This is a genomic window from Actinoplanes sp. KI2 (assembly GCF_025630775.1).
Lineage (GTDB): Bacteria > Actinomycetota > Actinomycetes > Mycobacteriales > Micromonosporaceae > Actinoplanes.
Genome location: NZ_JAOSZE010000032.1, coordinates 48,098 through 68,368, shown reverse-complemented (window position 1 = coordinate 68,368; position 20,271 = coordinate 48,098). Strand labels below are relative to the sequence as shown.

The window sequence follows — 20,271 nt, the reverse complement described above, 5'->3', positions numbered from 1 at the left end:
CGGCAAGGAAACTCGGCGCTCCGGCGAGGGTGCCGCATGCTGGGCGAATGAGTGACGAACAAGCGTGGGACGCCCGCTACCAGGAAAGCCACCGCATCTGGAGCGGCAACCCGAACGTGGCCCTGGTGGCCGAGATCGCCGGCCTCGCCCCGGGCCGCGCCCTGGATCTGGGCTGCGGCGAGGGCGCCGACGCCGTCTGGCTGGCCCGGCAGGGCTGGCGGGTGACCGCGGCCGACATCTCCGGCGTCGCCCTTCAGCGCGCCGCCGAGCACGCCGACGAGGCCGGCGTGACCGTCGACTGGCAGCGGCACGACCTGGAGGAGACCTTCCCGGCCGGCGAGTTCGACCTGGTCTCGGCTCAGTTCCTGCACTTCTGGGAGGAATTCGGCCGGGAGAAGATCCTGCGCCGGGCGGCCGACGCGGTGGCGCCGGGCGGCATTCTGCTGATCGAGGGCCACATGGATCACGGCCCGTTCCGGCACCAGGGCCACCACGAGGGCCACGAGGGCCACGGCCAGCAGCAGCCGCACTTCCCGACGCCCGACGAGGTCGTCGCCGCGCTGGCTCTCGGCGACGACTGGGAGACCCTGAAGGCCGAGGTTCACCCGCGCGAGCAGCAGGGCCCGGACGGGGAGAACCACACCCGTACCGACAGCACCGTGAAACTTCGCCGGAAGGCGTAGGCGAGTCAGCCGGCCCGGCGGCGCGCCCGCCGGGCGGCAAGCTCGTCACCCTCGGCCGGCGAAGCGGCCTCCCCCACCGGCTGCGGACCGGCCGCGGGCTCGGCGGGCAGGTGCGACAGCGAACCCTGGATCTCCTTGAAGGCGCCGCCGATCGCGATGCCGAACACGCCCTGGCCGCCCTGCAGGAGGTCGACGACCTCCTCCGGGGAGCGGCACTCGTAGACCGTCGTGCCGTCCGAGATCAGCGTGATGCCGGCCAGATCTTCCACGCCGCGCGAGCGCAGCGTCTCGATCGCCCGGCGGATGTTCTGCAGGGAGACCCCCGCGTCGAGCAGCCTCTTCACGACCTTGAGAACGACCAGGTCGCGGAACGAATACAGCCGTTGGGTGCCGGAGCCGGACGCGTCCCGGATGCTCGGGACGACCAGCGTCGTGCGTGCCCAGTAGTCGAGCTGGCGGTAGCTGATCCCGACCGCCTGGCAGGCGGTCACCCCGCGGTAACCGACCGAACCGTCCTCGCCGACGAGTGGGCCCTCTAACGGCTGCTCGTGCACGCGACTACCTCCCCGCTGCGCGGTGCCGCTTTACTTGGACCTCACGAGCGTATATCTCAGCGAGCCCGGAGACAGTGAGGTAACCGGGCGACACGCCGCGTATGGAGGAAGACTGGCTAGCCCGCGAAATCTTCGGGGCGGACGTGGTCGAGGAACTCGCGGAACTTCTCGACCTCGTCCTCCTGCTCGTCCGGAATGACGATGCCGGCCTCGGTGAGCACCTGGTCGGCGCAGCGGATCGGCGCGCCCACCCGCAGGGCCAGGGCGATCGAGTCGCTGGGCCGGGCCGAGACCCGCAGGTCCTCGCCGATCAGCAGGTCGGCGTAGAAGACGTTGTCCTTGAGCTCGGTGATCTCGACGGCCCGCAGCGGCGCCTGCACCGCGGCCAGGATGTCCCGCAACAGGTCGTGGGTGAGCGGACGGGCGGGTTTCACACCCTGCTGCTCGTACGCGATCGCCGTTGCCTCCACGGCGCCGATCCAGATCGGCAGATACCGATCACCGTCGACCTCCCGCAGCAGGACGATCGGCTGGTTGCTCGGCAGCTCCACCCGAACCCCGACCACGCTCAGCTCGCGCACCGCACGCCTCCGTGTCGTTGTCCATGCCGCTTCGCACGGCCCCCCTTAACCTGCACGGTACACGCCTCACGTCCGGATCCCACGAGCGCCGATCCGGTCAGCGGCCGAGCTCTCCGCGCAATCCGGCCCGGACCAGCGCGGCGTGCAACTTCTGCGAAAGCGCCTGCAGTTCACGCGCCGTCTCGTTGGCGCGGGCCCGCGCCGCCGGGTCGCTCTGCCGCACCAGCGGCGCCAGCAACTGCGTGAACAGGCCGACCTCCCGGTCGGCGGCCGCGCGGAACGCCCGCAGGTGCCGGACCTCGAGACCGTACCGGGCGAGCCCGACCACCGCCTCGACGATGATCACGGCGTCCCCGTCGTACCAGCCCGGGGGCCTCGCGGTGATCAATCCGAACTGCTCGAGCTCGTCGAGCAGCTCCGCGGAGACCCCGGTGCGTTCGATCACATCTTCCCGCGGGACGCGAGTGTCGGCCGGATCGGCGGCCTTCTCGGTGCCGTCGCCGACCGCGACCAGCGACGGCCGCACCGGCGTGACCGGCGCCGCGTCGAAACTGTCCAGCTGCTCGCGGATCACCCGTAGCGGGAGGTACTGGTCGCGCTGCGCGGTCAGGACGAACCGCAGGCGCGCGACGTCGTTCCACGAGTACTTGCGGTACCCGGAGGCGGTGCGCTGGGGGTCGACCAGCCCTTCCGCCTCCAGGAACCGCAGCTTGGAGATGGTGGTGTCGGGGAACTCGGTGCGCAGATGGGCCAGCACCTCCCCGATGCTCATCAGCGCGGCCTCGCGGCCGGCCGCGGGGCGATGCCCCGGGTCGTCGCGTGCGGCAGCCCCCGACTGGTTCACGCTCAGGCCTCGCCCTCCGGCCGGGGGCCGGCGATGAACACCAGGCGGAACTTGCCGATCTGCACCTCGTCCCCGTTGCTCAGGGTCGCCGCCTCGACCCGCTCCCGGTTCACGTACGTGCCGTTGAGCGAGCCGACGTCGCGCACGGTGAAGGTGCCACCGTCGCGGTGGAACTCGGCGTGCCGGCGGGACACCGTCACGTCGTCGAGGAAGATGTCGCTGTCGGGGTGCCGCCCGCTGGTGGTGACGTCGTGGTCGAGCAGGAAGCGAGCCCCCGCGTTCGGACCGCGGCGCACAACCAGCAGCGCCATCCCGGGCGGAAGCGAGCCGGACATGCGGCTCGGCACCACGTCGGTGTCGGGACCCTCCAGCACCTCATCGAGCGCACCGAGGTTCAGCGTGGACGTGACGTCGAGTGGGGGGAACTCGTCGTCTGGGCGCGTCATCGGACCACCTCACGGATCAGTTGGTCGTCGCCAGGCGGCCCGGACGCACGACTATCGGTTTTCACATTTCGGTTATCAGCAAAAGGCGTTTCCGCGTTGCCCCGCCACCCTAGTCAGGGCCAATAACGCGGGGCAACCGGACGCGCGGGTTCGGGCCCAGCCTTCAGTCCGCTCAGGGGCGGCGGGCGGGGCGGTCGGATGGCATTCAGCTCTCGGTCAATGCCTGATATCCCGACGCGTCGAGAAGGTCCCCGATGGCCGACGCATCGTCCGCCGCGATCTCGACGAGCCAGCCGGCCGCATAGGGCTCCGCGTTGATCAGCTCGGGCTCGTCGGCGAGCGAGGCGTTCGTGGCGACCACCGTGCCGGAGATCGGCGCGTAGATCTCCGAGACGCTCTTGGTCGACTCGATCTCGCCGAGCGAGTCGCCCGCCGACACCTTCGTGCCCTCCTCGGGCAGTTGCACGAAGACGATGTCGCCGAGCGCATCCTGCGCGTAGTGGGTGATGCCCACGCGCACGGGCCCGCTGCCGTCACCGGACACCCACTCGTGTTCCGCCGTGTACCGCAGGTCCTCAGGAATCACGCAATCTCTCCCGTTGTCGCGTAACCGGTTTTCTCACGAAGCCGGCTTGGCGTACTGCAATGCCGTCGCCTGGTGCACCGCGGTCACCTCGACCTCGGCGCGTTGTTCCATCGTCACGCTACCGCCGCCGCTGTTCACCGACGCGACCACCCCACCGGGGATCTGCAGAGCGGTCTGCATCGTCTGCGGCGCGCCGATCACGGTGAGCAGGTAAGGGCCGGTGAGCCGGGCGTCGTCGCAGATGATGCCGCCACCGTCCGCGTCCACGAAATAGCTGGACGCGACGATCCGGACGGTCTGACCGTTGGCGCCGGCGATCTGCATGACCTCGCCGCCGGCCCCGCGCAGCTCCTGCACGGCGTTGAGCACCGCGGGCGACTTGACCTTGTCCAACGTGATCACCAGGCCCGGCCCGCGGCCCGGCAGGGTGCCCGCGAGCAGGCCCAGCTCGTCGGCGCGCTTCTCGGCCTCGGCCAGTGCCGCCTGCCGGCCGGCCACACCCGAGGTGAGCTGCCGCTGGCTGGTCTCCAAGGCGGTGATCTCGCTCTGCAGGCGGCTGTCGCGGGCCTCCAGGTCGCTGAGGATCCGCACCAGGTCCTCCTGGCGGGCGGTGGCCAGGCCCTGGTCGCCGTCGTTGCTGCGCAGCTGCACGACCAGGGTGAAGCCGAAGAGCGCGAGCAGCACGCAGATCAGCGCGCCGGCCGAGGAGAGCCGTCGCCACGGCGCCGGCTTGGTGGGTGGTTCCTCCGCGTTTGCCGGTACGCCGGAAGCCTCCCTCGCCGAAGTCACCCGTTCAGGCGAGCCGGGCGGCCGGTCGAGAGGCCGGGTAGGCCCGTCAAGATCGTCGTCAGCGGCCGGCGGCCGGTCGAGGGGCCGGGTGGGTCCGTCAAGATCGTCGTCAGCCGAGGGCCGGTCCAGGGGCTGCGTGGGCCCGTCGAGGTCGTCGGCGGCGGGCGGCGGGGGCGCCGGCTCGGGGGTCAGGGCGGCGCCGGGCGCGGGCCGCACATACTGCCCGGCTCCGGGCGTACCGGAAATCGGTTCTTCGTCCGGCAACGGCGGCCGGCGGCCGGCGGTGGGGAGGTCTCGGTCGGTCACGGTCACGCCCGGAAGAGGTGGCGGCGGATCGCCGCGACGTTGCCGAAGATCCGCACGCCGAGGACCACCACGACGCCGGTGGAGAGCTGGCTGCCGACGCCGAGCTGGTCGCCGAGGTAGACGATCAAGGCGGCGACCAGGACGTTCGAGATGAACGAGACGACGAACTGCTTGTCGTCGAAGATTCCGTCGAGCTTCGCTCGGACGCCGCCGAACACCGCGTCGAGGGCCGCGATGACGGCGATCGGCAGGTACGGCTGGAGACCGGCCGGCACGGTCGGGTGGAACACGATGCCCAGCACGATGCCGGCGGCGAGGGCGAGTACGGCGATCATCGGCCGCCTTCCGAGGGAGAGCTGCTTACCGAGCCAGAGCCGCTGGTCGAGGCGCTGGCCGAGGGGGTCGGGATCGGCTCGGCCACCCGGAGCTTCAGCTCCGTGGCGGCCGGCAGTGTCACGTTGCGCACGCCGGTGGCGTCGAACGACATGCCGTACTTGGTCGACAGCTCCTTGAAGAAGGTGCCCGCGTAGCCGTCGCGGAACTTCTCGGCCATGTCCTGCGGCCCGATCGCGATCACCTCGTACGGCGTGGTGACCGGCTGGAAGTCGACCAGGATCGCCTCGCCGGCCTGCCGGATCGTCGAGGTCGCGGTCAGCCGCTGCCCGTTGATCGTGATCGCCTCGGCGCCGAGCGACCAGAGCGCGTTCGTGGCCAGCTGCAGGTCGGTGTCCTTGACCCGGGCCACCGTGTTGCGCTCGCCGGTCACCGGGTTGATCGGGGTCGGGCCGTCGCCGATCTTGATCTTGGCACCGTCGCCCTTGACCGGGGCCAGCCCGGTCGCCGCCTCCATGTCGCGCAGCTGGGCGACCGCGGCCCCGCCGAGCTCCCGCTCCCGCAGCCGGGACACCTCGTCGCCGAGCTTGTCGGCCTGGTCCTGCAGCTGGGTGGTCAGGTCGCGGCGGCTCTGCACCTGCTGCAGCAGGGCGGCGCGGGCCTTGGTGCGGCCCGGCTCGTCGGCGATCGTCTGCTGGTACGCCACCACGAACAGAAAGCCCAGCGCGACCAGGGTGACCAGCGAGATCCCGCTGCTCACCCAGCGTTTCGGGCCGGTCGGGCCGCCCTCGACGGCCTTGCGGGCGGCCGCGTCGGCGTAGCCGGGGTCGAGCGGATTGCGGAACAGCTCCGTGAGGAAGTCCGGGGCGAAGACCCGCTTGGGTTGCTCGTCCGTCATCCGGCTCGGGCTTCCGCTCTCAACAGGCGGCGGGTCTGCATCAGGTAGAGGGCGGCCGCGGCCCAGTACAGGCCGAGCGCCCACCAGGCCAGGCCCCAGCCGATCGGGGTGAGCCAGGACGACGCCGAGTCGACCGCCTGGGCCAGCAGGATCACCGGGAACGCGGCGAGCAGCACGAACGTGCCGGTCTTGCCGACGTAGTGCACCGGCGGCGGACCGTAGCCGTGCCGGCGCAGCACCAGCAGGGCGATGCCGAGGACCAGCTCACGCAGCAGCAGGGCGCCGGTCAGCCACCACGGCACCACGCCGCGCAGGGTGAACCCGATCAGCGTGGCCAGGATGTAGAGCCGGTCGGCGAACGGGTCGAGCAGCTCGCCGAGGCGGCTCACCGAGTTCATCCGGCGGGCGACGAAGCCGTCCACCCAGTCGGTGGTGCCGCCGACCGCCAGCACGATCACCGCGGCCACGTCCTTCTCCGGCCCGAGCAGCAGGTAGAGGAAGAGCGGCACGCCGAGCAGCCGGACGAAGCTGATGACGTTCGGAATCGTCCAGATCCGGTCGGAGGCGACGACGGACGGCGCAGGCTGCTGCGACATCGCGACTTCCTCTCCCCCTCCGGCGGCGGCCCGGTCCCCCCGGCCAGGCGTGACCGGTCACTCGCCGAGCAACTATAGCCAGCTCCGAGGTTCGTTCCGGTGACCAGTCGCCCGACGCACACCGTGTGCGCCGTCCTAGGACTGTCGGCGACGGCCCCGGCGGGCTCGAACGTAGTCGTCGACGACGTATCTGCCCAGCTCATCGGCGTCCGGACGGAAGACGCGCCCGCCGTTGCGCTCGGCGACCGCGCCGACGAACCGCTGCAGCCCGGGGTCCTCGCCGAGCATGAAGAAGTTCAGCGTGGCGCCGTACCGGGTGAGGTGGTCGACCTCGCGAACGGTGGCCCGGATCGTCTCGGCGGTCGGCGGCCACCAGAAGAACGCCTCGCCGTCCTCGAGGTGCGCGGTCGGCTCGCCGTCGGTCACGATCATGACGACCGGCTCGGCGCCCGGGTGCCGGCGCAGGTGCCGGCCCGCCAGGTTGAGGGCGTGCTGCAGGTTGGTGCCCTTCTCGGCGGTCGGTTCGATCGCGGCGAGCTGCCCCTGCGACAGCGCCGAGGCGTGCTTGCCGAATCCGATGATCTGCAGCGAATCCTGCGGGAACTGGGTGGCGACCAGATGCGACAGGGCGAGCGCGGTCTGTTTCATCGGGCCCCAGCGGCCATCGGCGTACATGGAGTAGGACAGGTCGACGCAGAGCGCCACCGCGGCCGAGGCGCGCCGCTCGGTCTCGGCGACCTCGAAGTCCTCGGGCTCGAGCCGTACCGGGAGGGTCTCCACACCACCGCCGGCCCGGCGCCGGACCGCGTTGCCGATGGTCCGCACCACGTCCAGGGGCTGCTCGTCGCCGAACTCCCAGCGCCGGGACGAGCCGATCAGGTCGCCGGCCGCGCCCGCGTCCCGCAGGTCGTGCTGACCCTGGCGTTTGCTCTTCAGCTCGTCGAAGACCTGCGCGAGGGCGGTGCGGCCGAGCCGGCGCAGCGCCTTGGGCGACAGCGTCAGGCCTTCCTCGTCGCGGGTCACCCAGCCCTGCCGGGACAGCTCGCGCTCCAGGTCGCGCAGGCGGCGCACGTCGTCGGCGGCGGACCGGCCGAGCTGCCGCTCCACCATCTCCACGTCGATGTCGTCGAGCGTCGCGCCCGGGTGTTCCTGGCCCAGCTGGTCGAGCAGCTCGTCCAGCTCGCCGATCTCGCCGAGCGCGGCGGCGGCGTCGCCGTAGCCGAGGTCGTCGGGCCCGCGCATCCGCTCGCCGCGTCCCCAGTTGAGCTGCGGGCGCAGGGCGCGCAGGTTGTCGGTGAGCTCGCCGAGCCGGCCGCGCAGCGGGCCGTCGCCGAGCGCCTGGTCCATCAGCCGGGACAGCTCCTCCTGCTGCTGCGGGGTGAGCGACCGCATCAGCCGCTCGGCCGCCGCGGCGCGCCGGGCCAGGGAGTCGATCAGCTCCTCGATGTTCTGCGGGTTCTCCGGGAAGAACTGGCCGTGCTTGGCCATGAACCGCTGGAACGCGTCGTCGGTGTCCTCGCCCCGGGCGTGCTTCTGCAGGAGCTGGTTGAGGTCGGCGACCATTTCCGACACTCCAGAAAAGTCACCGTTTTCCAGGGCCTGTTTCATCCCGGCGAAGCGCTGCTCGACAACTTCCCGCCGCAGGCCGTCGAGGATCTGCTGATACAGCCCCCGCGCCTCGTCGGACGCCCAGTCGTAGCTCGCCAGCTCCTCCACCGCCCGCGAGGTGGACCTGGGCAGATTGTCGAGGACGGCCTCCGCGAACCGGGCATCGGGGTCATCCCGCCCCCGCAGCTCGTCCCGCTCGGTCGCCACGGCCTGGTCCAGCAGCTGCTGCGCCCGGGTGACCGCGCCGTCGAGGTTGCCCCGGCGCAGCGCCTCCCGCCGCAGCCGGCGCGCCCGGGCTCGCATCTCGTCCAGCCCGCGCCCCTCCCGCGGCCCGCGCCGCAGCAGGTCACGCAGCACGTCCCGGAGCGAGTCGCCGGCCAGGACGCGCTCGCCCACCTCGTCCACCGCCGCGCGCACGTCGTAGGGCGGCGCGAGCGGGTCCGGCCCGTCCCGCCAGGCCCCGTATCGGAACCGGTTGCCCGACATGCTCCCTCAGCTCCCGTACAGCGTGCGTCCGTCGCCGGTCAGCTCCTTGGCCAGCCGGCGGGTCAGGTGCAGCCCCTCGAGCACGAACTCGACCGCCGATGCGGCCTGCCCCGGCGACGGCGCGTCGCCCAGCCCGAGCCGGTCGAGCACCTTGGCCAGTCCCGGCACGGTGCCGATCTGCCCGAGCAGCTCCTCGGCCGAGACCAGCTCGCCGGTCTCGATGATCGCGCCCTCGGCGACCAGGTCGGTGAAGCCGGACAGGTCGAGGCCGGCGAGCCGGTCGCGGAACGTCTCGGCCGTGGCGACCCGCAGCAGGTGGGCGAGAACCTCGGTCTCGCGCCCCTCCTCGCCGCTCTCGAACTCGACCTTGCCGCGCAGCGTGGAGGTCACCGAGATCGTGTCGCCGACCCGGGCCACCGCCTCCCGCTCGCCGCGCAGCCCGGCCCGGCGCAGCGCCGAGGCGGCGACGGTCTCGGCGGCGGCGATCGCGAACCGGGCCGAGATGCCCGACCGGGCGTCCACCGCCGGCGACTCGCGGACCGCTCGGGTGTAGCGCGCGATCACGTCGATCAGGTGGTCGGGCACCGTGGCGACCAGCGCCGCCTCCTGCCGGACCAGCGCGGTCTCCAGCTCGAGATCGACCGGGTAGTGGGTGCGGATCTCGGCGCCGAACCGGTCCTTGAGCGGCGTGATGATCCGGCCCCGGTTCGTGTAGTCCTCCGGGTTGGCCGACACGACCAGCAGCAGGTCGAGCGGCAACCGCAGCTGGTAGCCGCGGACCTGGATGTCGCGCTCCTCCAGCACGTTGAGCAGCGACACCTGAATGCGCTCGGCCAGGTCGGGCAGCTCGTTGACCGCGAAGATGCCCCGGTTGGTCCGCGGCACCAGGCCGAAGTGGATCGTCTCGGGGTCGCCGAGCGCCCGCCCCTGCGCCACCTTGATCGGATCCACGTCGCCGATCAGGTCGCCCACGCTGGTGTCGGGCGTGGCCAGCTTCTCCCCGTACCGCTCGGACCGGTGCCGCCACGAGATCGGCAGCAGGTCACCGGTCTCGGCCGCCAGCCGGCGCGACGCCGGCGTCAGCGGCAGGTAGGGATGCTCGTGCAGCTCGGAGCCGCTGATCATCGGAGTCCACTCGTCGAGCAGCCCGACCAGCCCCCGGATCAGCCGCGTCTTGCCCTGACCGCGCTCGCCCAGCAGCACCATGTCGTGCCCGGCGAGCAGCGCCCGCTCCACTTCGGGCAGGACGGTGTCGTCATACCCCACGATGCCCGGGAACCGCGGCGCGCCGCTGCGCAGCCGATCGAGCAGGTTGTCGCGCAGCTCCTCCTTGACCGTGCGGAACTCGTGGCCGGAGGCGCGCAGCTCACCGACGGTGCGCGGGAGATCGGCAGGCGGCGTGGGCGTGATCGCGATCGGTGCGTCTGTCACGGGAAGAAAGCTACTCCGCCCCTGTGACCAGGGTGTGATCGTGTTCGAGAAGGAAGTGTGACCGTAACGGCATGGATTTCGGGAATACGGAATCCCGGTACGCGCAGGCCACTTGCCGCGGATTGCCCCTGTCAGCCGCGCGGCGCCGGGTGCAGGCTGGCGGAATGACGGAGATTCTGCGCTTGGCGGCCTTCAGCGACGACCCGAAGGGCGGCAACCCGGCCGGCGTGGTGCTGGACGCGGCCGCCCTCGACGACCGGCGGATGCAGGAGATCGCGGCCGAGGTGGGCTACTCGGAGACCGCGTTCGTGCTGTCCAGGGCCGGCGACCGCTACCGGGTGCGCTACTTCAGCCCGCTGGCCGAGGTCCCGTTCTGCGGCCACGCCACGATCGCCACCGCGGTGGCCCTGGGCCCCGGTGAGCACGTCTTCCGCACCAATGCCGGCGAGGTCCCGGTCAGCGTCGGCGACGACCGGGTCGCCACCCTGACCAGCGTCGACCCGGTCGTCGGCGAGCTGCCCGGCGCCGACCTGACCGCGCTGCTGTCCGCCCTGCGCTGGACCGCCGCCGAGCTGGACGAGACGCTGCCGCCGAGGGTCGCCTACGCCGGCGCGTACCACCCGATCCTGGCCGTGCAGAGCCGCCGCCGGCTCGCCGGCCTGGACTACGACGTGCCCGCCCTGAAGGCGCTGATGCAGTCGCGCGGCTGGACCACGGTGCAGCTGGTCTTCCGGGCCACCGGCGACACGTTCGACGTCCGCGACCCGTTCCCGGTCGGCGGCGTCTACGAGGACCCGGCCACCGGCGCGGCCGCCGCGGCGTTCGGCGGCTACCTGCGCGAGCTGCGCCTCGTCCCCGACGACGCCACCCTGCACCTGCGCCAGGGCGACGACCTGGGCCGGCCCAGCCGCCTCACGGTCCGGCTGATCCCGGGCGAAGCGGGCGTCCGGGTGAGCGGCCGAGCCGTCCCGATCGAGGTCTGACTCTTTCTCGCGCCTCTGGAAGATCAGCCGACGACCTCGGCATAGCCGACCGCGCCGGCGATCGGCACCCGGATGATCAGATCGTCGAACTCGGCGTAGCGGCGGCCCAGCTCGTCCGCCGCGTCGTCGCCCGCGTAGCGCCGGGCCACCCGGGTGGTCCAGACCAGCAGATCGGCCGGCCTCGGATGCAGCGTCGCGGTGGCGCGCAGGTGGACGAACGCGAACGGCGCCCGCTCGTCGTCGACGGCGATCGACACCCGCGGGTCGGCGGCCAGATGGCGGGCCTTCGCGCTGCCGCTCGCGGTGGTGATGACCAGGTCGTCGCCGTCCAGCACGAACCACACCGGTACGACGTGCGGGTGGCCGTCGGCCGACACCGTAGCGATCTTCGCGGTGCGGGTGCCGGCGGTGAGGAAGGTGCGCAACTCATCGATGGACATGCGACGCATGGCGCGATGGTAGCGATCCGCGGCCCGAGCAGGACGGCGGGTCACTCGCCGATGTTCAGCGATCCGAGCAGGTCGTTGACCCAGTCGCTGAACGGCGGAACGATCTGATAGCCGATCAGGGCGGCGACCGTCGCGAGGACCGCGACCCCCGCCGGCCACCATCCCCATCGAGTCCGACGACCCGATGGACGGACCGCGGGCTCAGCCATAGTCGCCTCCCTACCGTCTCCCCGCCCAGAATGCCGCCGAAATCGGCGACCCGGCAACCCGCTCCGCGCCGACGCTCGCAGGGTGTAGACATTTTGTCTACGCTTGGCTGGTGGACGAAACCTACAGGGTAATTGGCTGGCGGTAGCGCTGATCGAACGCGACGACAACGACTACCTCGTCGCCGGCGCGCGCTACCTGGACTCGGACGAGGTCGCCACCGTCACAAAAATGCTAGGGGGACTGCGATGACCGGCCGAGAGAACGTTCGGCAGGAGGCCGAAAGGGCGTTGAACGACACGGATTGGACCGGCGGCGAGGTCGTCGCCCCGGAACCGAACCGTAAGGTCTCGGTCGTGCACTCGACCAGGCTGCCTGCCGAGTACAGCGAGGCGCTCGAAGCGGAGGCAGCCAAGCGGGGGATCAGCCCGTCCAGGCTCATGCAGCTGCTGGTCATCGCGGGATTGGAACGCGAGACCGCGGGCGACGTGGTGACGATCAGCCGGAGCAAGCTGCACGAGGCGATCGACCAGATAGTCACGAACGCGGCGTAGGGGCCCCCTCCGCATCGCGTGGGTGCCGGGAGGTGACGGGCGCGAGCCGGTCGCCGGTCTGGGGAGCCGACTCCCTAGGATTAGCCGCGATGAGCGGGACGATGATTGCGCGCGGGCTGGCGGCCGGGCACGGGGAACGCGTTCTGTTCTCGGAGCTGGACCTGGTGGTGGCGCCCGGCGATGTGATCGGGCTGGTCGGGGTGAACGGGGCGGGCAAGACCACGCTCCTGCGTACGCTCGCCGGGCTGCTGCCGGTGGAGAGCGGAACCGTCGCGCTCAGCCCGCCCACCGCGAACGTCGGCTATCTGCCGCAGGAGCGGGAGCGCCGGGCCGGCGAGACGGTCCGTGACTTTCTCGCCCGGCGCACCGGCGTCGGGCCCGCCCACGCGAAGATGGACGCCGCCGCGGCCGACCTGGCCGACGGGAAGCCGGGCGCCGACGACGAGTACGCCGCCGCGCTGGAACGGTGGCTGGATCTCGGCGGCGCCGACCTGGACGAGCGGGCCGAGCAGATCGCCGCCGAGCTGGGGCTGACCGTCGCGCTCGACCACGCGATGGTGGCGCTCTCCGGTGGGCAGGCGGCGCGCGCCGGGATGGCCTCGCTGCTGCTCAGCCGGTACGACATCGTCCTGCTCGACGAGCCGACCAACGACCTGGACCTGGACGGGCTGGGGCGCCTGGAGGAGTTCGTGCGGGGCCTGCGGGCGGGGACCGTGCTGGTCAGTCACGACCGGGAGTTCCTCGCCCGTACGGTCGGCAAGGTCTTGGAACTTGATCTGCCGCAGCAGAGGGTGAACCTGTACGGGGGCGGGTACGCCGCCTACCTCGAGGAGCGCGAGCGGGGCCGCCGCCATGCCCGCGAGCAGTACGAGGAGTACGCCGACAAGAAGTCCGAGCTGCTCGACCGGGCCCGCATGCAGCGCGCCTGGATGGAGAAGGGGGTGCGCAACGCGCGCCGGAAGCAGCCGGACAACGACAAGTTCGGCAAGGCGTTCCGGACCGAGTCGACGGAGAAGCAGGCGGCCAAGGCGCGGCAGACCGAGCGGCTGATCGAGCGCCTGGAGGTGGTCGAGGAGCCGCGCAAGGAGTGGGAGCTGCGGATGGAGATCGCCGCGGCGCCCCGGGCTGGCGCGGTGGTGGCCACGCTGCGCGACGCGGTGGTGCGGCGCGGGGATTTCACGCTCGGGCCGGTCACGCTGCAGATCGACTGGGCCGACCGGGTGGCGATCACCGGGGCGAACGGCTCCGGCAAGTCCACGCTGCTCGCCGCCATCCTGGGACAAATCCCGTTGGATGCGGGCAGCGCCCACCTGGGGCCCGGCGTCGTGGTCGGCGAGATCGATCAGGCGCGCGGACTGTTCCTCGGCGAGGTTCCGCTGATGGCTGCCTTCGGCGCCGCCGTGCCCGAGATGCCCGACGCGGACGTGCGCACGCTGCTGGCCAAGTTCGGCCTGAAGGCGACCCACGTCCTCCGGCCGGCCGCAACCCTGTCCCCCGGCGAGCGCACCCGGGCGGCCCTGGCGCTGCTCCAGGCCAGGGGCGTCAACCTGCTGGTGCTGGACGAGCCGACCAACCACCTCGACCTGGCCGCCATCGAGCAGCTCGAATCGGCGCTGTCCGGCTACGCGGGCACCCTGCTGCTGGTCACCCACGACCGCCGGATGCTCGAGGCGGTGCACACCACCCGCCGGCTCGAGGTGGCCGGCGGGAAGGTCACCGGGTCGCGGTGAGGGGCTGACCGACCGGCCCCTGGTTTCCCGACCGGTCCAGCCCGGCCAGGCAGTAGGTCGCCGCGCCGGCCGGCGGCGCCGGGTCGGCCACCTGCTGCCCGCTGCGGCCCGTGGCGACCAGCGCCGCGCTCGCCCCGTTCACCCGGTAGAGCGCCCAGCTGACCAGCTCCGGACCGCCACCCGGCTGGATGTCGAAATGCCGCTCGGACCCGGCCTGCCACGCGCGGGTCAGGGCGGGAGCGCCGGGCGGGGCGGCCGGCAGCTGCTTCATGACCGGCGGCAGCGCGGGCGCCGCGTAGTGGTGCTGGTCGTAGAGCGCGACCGAGCCGAGCCGGTTGGACCGCACCGATTTCGCGCTGAAGTGCACCTCGCCCTGCACGCCGGCCTTCTCGTCCAGGGCCAGGTGCCGGTCGAGCTCGGCCGGGTTGCTCCACGCGCCCTTCTCACCGACCCGGTAGTCGGCCTGGCCGATGTACAGCTGGACGCCGGTGCCCTTCACCAGCGCGACCCACCACGGCAGCATCTTGGCGTAGTCGGCCTTGGCGAAGCCGATGTTCCAGTACAGCTGCGGCACGATGTAGTCGACCCAGCCGTTTTGCACCCACTTGCGGGTGTCGGCGTAGATGTCGTCGTACGCCTCCAGGCCGCGCGAGTCGGAGCCAGCCGGGTCGGTGGCGGCGTTGCGCCAGATCCCGAACGGGCTGATCCCGAACTTCACCCACGGCTTGACCTGCTTGATCCGCTCGTCCATCTCGCGGACCAGGGTGTCCACGTTGTCCCGCCGCCATTGCGCGCGGGCCACGCCGTGCCCGTACCTGGCGTAGCTGGCGCCGTCCGGGAAGTCCTCGCCGTTCTGCGGGTACGGGTAGAAGAAGTCGTCGAAATGGACGCCGTCGACGTCGTACTTCTGCACCGCCTCCAGCATCGCGTCCTCGACGAACTTGCGGGCGGCCGGGATGCCCGGGTCGAAGTAGAGGCGGGCGGTCTTGCCGGTGGGATAGGCGATCGCCCAGTCGCGGTGGGCGAGCAGCGGATGGCCGGGCGCGAGCTTGGTGAAATCGGCGCCGGCGCCGTCCGGGGCCGGCTGGCTTCCCCGGTACGGGTTGAACCACGCGTGGAACTCCAGGTTGCGGGCGTGCGCCTCGCTCACCAGGAAGGCCATCGGGTCCCACCCCGGCGACCGGCCGTCCCGCCTGCCGGTGAGCCACTCCGACCACGGCGCGTAGGCGGAGGGCCAGAACGCGTCCCCGCTCGGCCGCACGTGCACGAAGATCGCGTTGTGGTGCTGGGCCACGGCCAGGTCGAGCCACCTCGCGTACTCGGCCTTGACCTGCGCCTCGGGCAGCCCCGGCCGGCTCGGGAAGTCGATGTTCAGCACCGTCGTCAGCCACATCCCGCGCAGCTGCCGGGTCGCGGTGACCGGCACCGCCCCGCACCTCCCGACCGTGCCGGCCGCGGGGGACACCGGATCGGCTGCGGCGACGGCCGGCGGCTTGTACACGGCCGCACGCACCAGACCGAGGCCGAGGACAGCGAGCGCGAACAGCAGAGACGCGAGCGGAAGGACGAGCCGGAGGGGCGGACGGCGGCGGAGCATGCCGACAAGTGTGCCTTGCCGTCCGGCGTGCGCCACCGGCCGTAAAGTCTTGCGGCATGGCCGTCGTCGTGGTGGGTGCCGGGATCGCGGGGCTGGCGTGCGCCCGTGAGCTGGTGGATGCCGGGGTGCCGGCCCGGGTGGTGGAGCGCGACACCAGGGTGGGCGGCCGGCTGGCCAGCGAGTGGCTCGGCGGGCGCTGGGTGGACACCGGGGCGGCCTACCTGACCGCCGACGACCCGGCCTTCCAGGGGCGGCTGCAGAGCTGGCGGATCGACGGGCTGGTCCGGCCGTGGACCGACACGCTGCGCGGCCAGGCGGGGCCGCCGGCGATGCGCTGGGCAGCGCCGGGCGGTCTGCGCAGCCTCGCCGAGGACCTGGCGCGCGGGCTGGAGGTGACCCTCGGCGTCCCGGTCACCGAGGTGCCGGCGGCGGGGGCGGTCGTGCTCGCCATGCCGGGCCCGCAGGCGCTGGCGATCGCCGACCTGCCGGCCGCCCGCGAGCAGACCTGGTCGCCCGTGGTGACGGCGATCATCACGTACGCGCGAAGGTCCTGGACGGATTTCGCCGGTGCCTTCGTGAACGACCACCCGGTCCTGTCGACGGTCTGCGACGACGGCGATCGGCGCGGGGACCGGGCGCCGGTGCTGGTGGCGCACTCCACGGCGGCGATGGCCGAGTGCGCCGACCCGGGCCCGCGGATGGCCGGCGCGGTCGGCGAGCTGCTCGGCATCGGTGACCCGGTGTCGGTGCAGACCCGACACTGGCCGTACGCGTCGCCCAGCCCCGGCGACGGCTGGTACGCCCGGCACGGCCACGTCTACCTGTGCGGCGACGCCTTCGGGCGGCCGCGCGTGCAGACCGCCTGGCTGAGCGGCCGGGCCGTGGCCCGGGCGATCATTCAGAGCACAGACCGGTAGACCGCCATCGTGTCCTCGGCGATGCGCGACCAGCTGAACCGCTCGACCGCGCGCCGCCGGCCGGCCTTGCCCATCCGCTCGGCGCGCTGCGGGTCCTCGATCAGCTCGGTCATCGCGGCGGCGAAGTCGGCCACGAACTGCTCGGGGTGCACCGGCGTGCCGGTACCGTCGGCGACCTGCTCGATCGGCACCAGGACGCCGGTCTCGCCGTCCGCCACCACCTCGGGGATGCCGCCGGTCGCGGTCGCCACCACCGCGGTCTCGCAGGCCATCGCCTCCAGGTTGACGATGCCCATCGGCTCGTAGATGGACGGGCAGACGAACACGGTGGCGTGCGTGAGCACCTGGATGACCTCGGTCTTGGGCAGCATCTCCTGCACCCAGATCACGCCGTGCTCGTCGCGCGCCTCGCGCAGCTCGACCGCGAGGGCCTCGACCTCGGCGGCGATCTCCTTGGTGTCGGGTGCGCCGGCCAGCAGGATGATCTGCGTCTGCGGCGGCAGGTCGCGGCACGCCCGCATCAGGTAGGGCAGGCCCTTCTGCCGGGTGATCCGGCCGACGAAAACCACGCTCGGCCGGCTCAGGTCGATGCCGAGCCGGTCGACCACGTCGGTGCCGTGGTCGGGCTGGTACTGCCCGGTGTCGATGCCGTTGTAGACCACCCGGATCCGGTCCGGATCGACCGACGGGTACGCCGTGAGCACGTCCCGCTTCATCCCGCCGGAGACGGCGATGACGGCGTCCGCGTTCTCGATCGCGACCCGCTCGCAGAAGCTGGACAGCGCGTACCCGCCGCCGAGCTGCTCGGCCTTCCACGGGCGCAGCGGCTCGAGGCTGTGCGTGGTGACCACGTGCGGGACGCCGTGCAGCAGCTTCGCGGTGTGGCCGGCGAAGTTCGCGTACCAGGTGTGGCTGTGCACGAGGTCGGTACCCGCGCAGCCGCCGGCGATCGCGAGGTCGACCCCCATCGTGCGCAGCGCCGCGTTGGCGCCCGCGAGTTCCGCGGGCTCCGGATAGGCGGTCACGCCGGGCTCGTCGCGCGGCTGCCCGAAGCAGTGCACCCGGACGTCGGCCAGGCGGCGCAGATCGCGGGACAGGTACTCCAGGTGGACGCCGGCTCCGCCGTACACCTCCGGCGGATACTCCCGCGAGATCAGATCGACACGCACGCCTGCGAGCCTAGTGCCTTCCGGACTTCCGGACCCATCGGCGTGCAAGATCGGGTAACCTGTCCTCGCTTCTTCTTGGCCGGCACACATCTTCGGCTGGCGCTCACGTCGGCGGAAAGTTAGCGTCCTTTCATGGCTGTCAAGGTGCTCGCGATCGTTCTGGCCGGTGGCGAAGGTAAGCGCCTGATGCCCCTGACCGCCGACCGGGCCAAGCCCGGCGTGCCGTTCGGCGGCATCTATCGCATGATCGACTTTGTCCTCTCCAACCTGGCGAACGGCGGCTTCCTCAAGATCGTCGTGCTGACCCAGTACAAGTCGCACTCGCTCGACCGGCACATCACCAAGACCTGGCGGATGTCCACGCTGCTGGGCAACTACGTGACCCCGGTTCCGGCACAGCAGCGGCTCGGCCCGCGCTGGTTCGCCGGCTCGGCCGACGCCATCTACCAGAGCCTCAACCTGATCAACGACGAGTCCCCCGACTACGTCATCGTGTTCGGCGCCGACCACATCTACCGGATGGATCCGAAGCAGATGGTCGACCAGCACATCGCCTCGGGCGCCGCGGTCACCGTCGCCGGCATCCGGCAGCCCAGGTCGCTCGCCGACCAGTTCGGCGTGATCGACGTGGCCGAGGACGGCCGCCGCATCAAGGCTTTCCGGGAGAAGCCGCGCGACGCGGAGGGCCTGCCCGACTCCCCCGACGAGGTGTACGCCTCGATGGGCAACTACGTCTTCACCACGCGGGCCCTCTGCGAGGCGGTCACCAAGGACGCCCAGGACCCGGACAGCAAGCACGACATGGGCGGCAACATCATCCCGATGCTGGTCGAGCGGGGCGAGGCGAACGTCTACGACTTCCGCGACAACGACGTGCCCGGCTCGACGGATCGAGACCGCGGCTACTGGCGCGACGTGGGGACGCTGGACTCGTTCTACGAGGCGCACATGGACCTGATCGCCACGCTGCCCATCTTCAACCTGTACAACCACGACTGGCCGATCTTCACGAACTACGGCTCGTGGCCACCGGCGAAGTTCGTGCACGGGTACGACGACCGCCAGGGCCGGGCCATCGAGTCGATGATCTCCCCCGGCGTGGTGGTCTCCGGCGCCCTCGTCGAGCGTTCGGTGATCTCCCCCAACGTCCGGGTCAACTCCTGGTCGCACGTGGAGGGCGCGGTGCTGATGGAGGGCGTGTCGGTCGGCCGGCGCTCGATCGTCCGCAACGCCATCATCGACAAGAACGTGGTGATCCCGGAGGGCGCCCAGATCGGCGTCGACCTGGATCGGGACCGCAAGCTCTACACGGTCTCGGACAACGGCATCGTGGTCATCGGCAAGGGCCAGCGGGTCGAGCTCTGAGCCACGCCTCGCCCGACCGGGTCGGCGATTGCAGTTCGGTCGGGTCGGGTTGTAGCCGACGCCGGCTCCTGGCCGGGACGAGAGGTACGGAACGCCGACGCGCCGAAGGTCGTCCTATGAGCGCACCATCTCGAAGAGACCAGGCGCCGGCGACCGGAGAATCAGATGCGACGAATACGCATGACCAGCGTAGTCCTGGCCGGAACGCTGCTGACCGGTTGCGGGGGCCAGTCGAATCCCGAATCGCCCAGCCCGACAAGCTCACCGACGGCGCCGCCCGCCGCGGAGCAACGGGCGGACCCGACCGGCCTGATCGGCCTGTGGAAGCCGACCGGAGCCGATGAGGAGCCCGAGGTGGTGATGCGGATCAGCGCGGAGTCGTTCCAGCTGTTCCGCCGGTGCACCATTGCGGAAGGAATGTGGGACGCGAACGAGGCGGGCCTGTTCGTCGGTGCTCCGTATGGTGACGACCTGGCCCCGGACCGGCGAGGCTGCCCGTCCGAGGCACCCCCGCGCACCGTTGACGACTTGCCGCCGGAGTGGTTGGCGCGGGTCACCGCGTTCCGGGCGGAGGGGTCCGATCGCCTCCTGCTGGACGGGCGGGGCCGGGTCGTCATTCGTCTGCAACCGCGAACAGGCCCGGTCGACCGGCCGGGACTGCCGCCCGAGCAGACCGGGGTACCGACGGTCACCGCCAAGGTGCGCCGGGCGTTCGCACCGGCCCGGCCCCTGCCGGCGAGTCTGACCCCGGCCACCCCGGCGGCGCTGCTCGGACAGTGGCGACCGGTGACCGCACCGGCCCCCCAGCCGGACGCCTACGTCGAGTTCCGCAACGGCACGCGATGGACCGGCAGCGACGGCTGCAACGGCGAGGGCGGCCGATGGGCCGTCGGGCCGGCCGGCTCGTTCGTCGCCACGAACGGCCCCAGCACGGCTGTCGGCTGCAACAACGTGCCCGTGGGCGGCTGGCTGGACAGCGCGCGGCGCGTGGGACTCGACGGGACCGTGCTGGTACTCCTCGACAGCGCGGGCAACGAATGCGGCCGCCTCCGGCGCGAGCGGTGACCTGCGCGGAATCGGATTCGCGCAGCGGTGACCCGGCCGCTGTGCGGACCGGTGACCCCAGTCGTGCGCCGGCCGGCGCCGACCAGGAGCTCAG

At 71.8% G+C, this 20,271-nt stretch carries 22 protein-coding genes; 7 read left to right on the top strand and 15 right to left on the bottom strand.

Annotated features, from left to right (window positions below; all coding sequences use genetic code 11):
• Positions 1-47 precede the first annotated feature (47 nt).
• Positions 48-683 (top strand): class I SAM-dependent methyltransferase, encoded by a 636-nt coding sequence (locus ODJ79_RS30765; protein ID WP_263027116.1) that lies wholly within the window; start codon positions 48-50, stop codon positions 681-683.
• Positions 684-688: 5 nt separating this feature from the next.
• Here ODJ79_RS30765 and ODJ79_RS30760 read toward each other — a convergent pair whose 3' ends face one another.
• The 11 genes from ODJ79_RS30760 to ODJ79_RS30710 form a co-directional block, all read right to left on the bottom strand.
• Positions 689-1,237: a MerR family transcriptional regulator gene (locus tag ODJ79_RS30760; protein WP_263027115.1), complete on the bottom strand. Its 549-nt coding sequence runs from the start codon at positions 1,235-1,237 to the stop codon at positions 689-691.
• 116 nt (positions 1,238-1,353) lie between these two features.
• Positions 1,354-1,818 (bottom strand): bifunctional nuclease family protein, encoded by a 465-nt coding sequence (locus ODJ79_RS30755; protein WP_263027114.1) that lies wholly within the window; start codon positions 1,816-1,818, stop codon positions 1,354-1,356.
• Between the two features lie 97 nt (positions 1,819-1,915).
• On the bottom strand, positions 1,916-2,590 hold the full coding sequence (locus ODJ79_RS30750; RefSeq protein WP_263027184.1) for a MerR family transcriptional regulator: 675 nt from the start codon (positions 2,588-2,590) through the stop codon (positions 1,916-1,918).
• 74 nt (positions 2,591-2,664) lie between these two features.
• A complete protein-coding gene (locus tag ODJ79_RS30745; RefSeq protein ID WP_020514443.1) occupies positions 2,665-3,108 on the bottom strand; it encodes an FHA domain-containing protein in 444 nt (147 codons plus the stop codon).
• A 205-nt stretch (positions 3,109-3,313) separates the two neighbouring features.
• Positions 3,314-3,694 (bottom strand): glycine cleavage system protein GcvH, encoded by a 381-nt coding sequence (gene gcvH / locus ODJ79_RS30740; protein WP_263027113.1) that lies wholly within the window; start codon positions 3,692-3,694, stop codon positions 3,314-3,316.
• Positions 3,695-3,727: 33 nt separating this feature from the next.
• Positions 3,728-4,612, bottom strand: coding sequence for a DUF881 domain-containing protein (locus ODJ79_RS30735; RefSeq protein WP_411267387.1), 885 nt, complete (start codon positions 4,610-4,612; stop codon positions 3,728-3,730).
• Between the two features lie 179 nt (positions 4,613-4,791).
• Positions 4,792-5,124: a small basic family protein gene (locus tag ODJ79_RS30730; RefSeq protein WP_263027112.1), complete on the bottom strand. Its 333-nt coding sequence runs from the start codon at positions 5,122-5,124 to the stop codon at positions 4,792-4,794.
• Complete coding sequence (locus ODJ79_RS30725) at positions 5,121-6,020, bottom strand: DUF881 domain-containing protein (RefSeq protein ID WP_263027111.1); 900 nt, start codon at positions 6,018-6,020, stop codon at positions 5,121-5,123. The genes ODJ79_RS30730 and ODJ79_RS30725 overlap by 4 nt, the downstream gene beginning before the upstream one ends.
• Positions 6,017-6,616, bottom strand: coding sequence for a CDP-alcohol phosphatidyltransferase family protein (locus ODJ79_RS30720; RefSeq protein ID WP_263027110.1), 600 nt, complete (start codon positions 6,614-6,616; stop codon positions 6,017-6,019). Before ODJ79_RS30720 ends, ODJ79_RS30725 begins: the two co-directional genes overlap by 4 nt.
• Before the next feature lie 135 nt (positions 6,617-6,751).
• A complete protein-coding gene (locus ODJ79_RS30715; protein WP_263027109.1) occupies positions 6,752-8,710 on the bottom strand; it encodes a vWA domain-containing protein in 1,959 nt (652 codons plus the stop codon).
• 6 nt (positions 8,711-8,716) lie between these two features.
• Entirely contained in the window at positions 8,717-10,141 is a 1,425-nt protein-coding gene (locus tag ODJ79_RS30710; RefSeq protein ID WP_263027108.1) for a magnesium chelatase, read from the bottom strand.
• A gap of 164 nt (positions 10,142-10,305) precedes the next feature.
• Here ODJ79_RS30710 and ODJ79_RS30705 point away from each other — a divergent pair, with 164 nt between their 5' ends.
• On the top strand, positions 10,306-11,124 hold the full coding sequence (locus tag ODJ79_RS30705; RefSeq protein WP_263027107.1) for a PhzF family phenazine biosynthesis protein: 819 nt from the start codon (positions 10,306-10,308) through the stop codon (positions 11,122-11,124).
• Between the two features lie 23 nt (positions 11,125-11,147).
• Here ODJ79_RS30705 and ODJ79_RS30700 read toward each other — a convergent pair whose 3' ends face one another.
• Positions 11,148-11,573, bottom strand: coding sequence for a PPOX class F420-dependent oxidoreductase (locus ODJ79_RS30700; RefSeq protein WP_263027106.1), 426 nt, complete (start codon positions 11,571-11,573; stop codon positions 11,148-11,150).
• 41 nt (positions 11,574-11,614) lie between these two features.
• Entirely contained in the window at positions 11,615-11,782 is a 168-nt protein-coding gene (locus ODJ79_RS30695; protein WP_263027105.1) for a hypothetical protein, read from the bottom strand.
• A 246-nt stretch (positions 11,783-12,028) separates the two neighbouring features.
• On the opposite strand from ODJ79_RS30695, the gene ODJ79_RS30690 reads away from it, so the two are divergent.
• Positions 12,029-12,334 (top strand): hypothetical protein, encoded by a 306-nt coding sequence (locus ODJ79_RS30690; protein WP_263027104.1) that lies wholly within the window; start codon positions 12,029-12,031, stop codon positions 12,332-12,334.
• 89 nt (positions 12,335-12,423) lie between these two features.
• Positions 12,424-14,064 (top strand): ABC-F family ATP-binding cassette domain-containing protein, encoded by a 1,641-nt coding sequence (locus ODJ79_RS30685; protein ID WP_263027103.1) that lies wholly within the window; start codon positions 12,424-12,426, stop codon positions 14,062-14,064.
• On the opposite strand, the gene ODJ79_RS30680 is transcribed toward ODJ79_RS30685, so the two are convergent.
• Positions 14,048-15,661 carry a glycoside hydrolase family 10 protein gene (locus ODJ79_RS30680; RefSeq protein WP_263027102.1) on the bottom strand — a complete coding sequence of 538 codons (1,614 nt, stop codon included), beginning with the start codon at positions 15,659-15,661 and terminating at the stop codon, positions 14,048-14,050. The two genes, ODJ79_RS30685 and ODJ79_RS30680, sit on opposite strands and share 17 nt — an antisense overlap.
• Positions 15,662-15,717: 56 nt before the next feature.
• Here ODJ79_RS30680 and ODJ79_RS30675 point away from each other — a divergent pair, with 56 nt between their 5' ends.
• Entirely contained in the window at positions 15,718-16,578 is an 861-nt protein-coding gene (locus ODJ79_RS30675) for an NAD(P)/FAD-dependent oxidoreductase (protein ID WP_263027101.1), read from the top strand.
• Here ODJ79_RS30675 and glgA read toward each other — a convergent pair.
• On the bottom strand, positions 16,560-17,747 hold the full coding sequence (glgA, locus tag ODJ79_RS30670) for a glycogen synthase (protein WP_263027100.1): 1,188 nt from the start codon (positions 17,745-17,747) through the stop codon (positions 16,560-16,562). The two genes, ODJ79_RS30675 and glgA, sit on opposite strands and share 19 nt — an antisense overlap.
• 132 nt (positions 17,748-17,879) lie before the next feature.
• On the opposite strand from glgA, the gene glgC reads away from it, so the two are divergent.
• Positions 17,880-19,112 (top strand): glucose-1-phosphate adenylyltransferase, encoded by a 1,233-nt coding sequence (glgC, locus tag ODJ79_RS30665; protein ID WP_263027099.1) that lies wholly within the window; start codon positions 17,880-17,882, stop codon positions 19,110-19,112.
• A 180-nt stretch (positions 19,113-19,292) separates the two neighbouring features.
• The gene (locus tag ODJ79_RS30660) at positions 19,293-20,177 is read left to right on the top strand and encodes a hypothetical protein (protein ID WP_263027098.1); all 885 of its coding nucleotides are present in this window, start codon (positions 19,293-19,295) and stop codon (positions 20,175-20,177) included.
• The last annotated feature ends 94 nt before the right edge of the window (positions 20,178-20,271 follow it).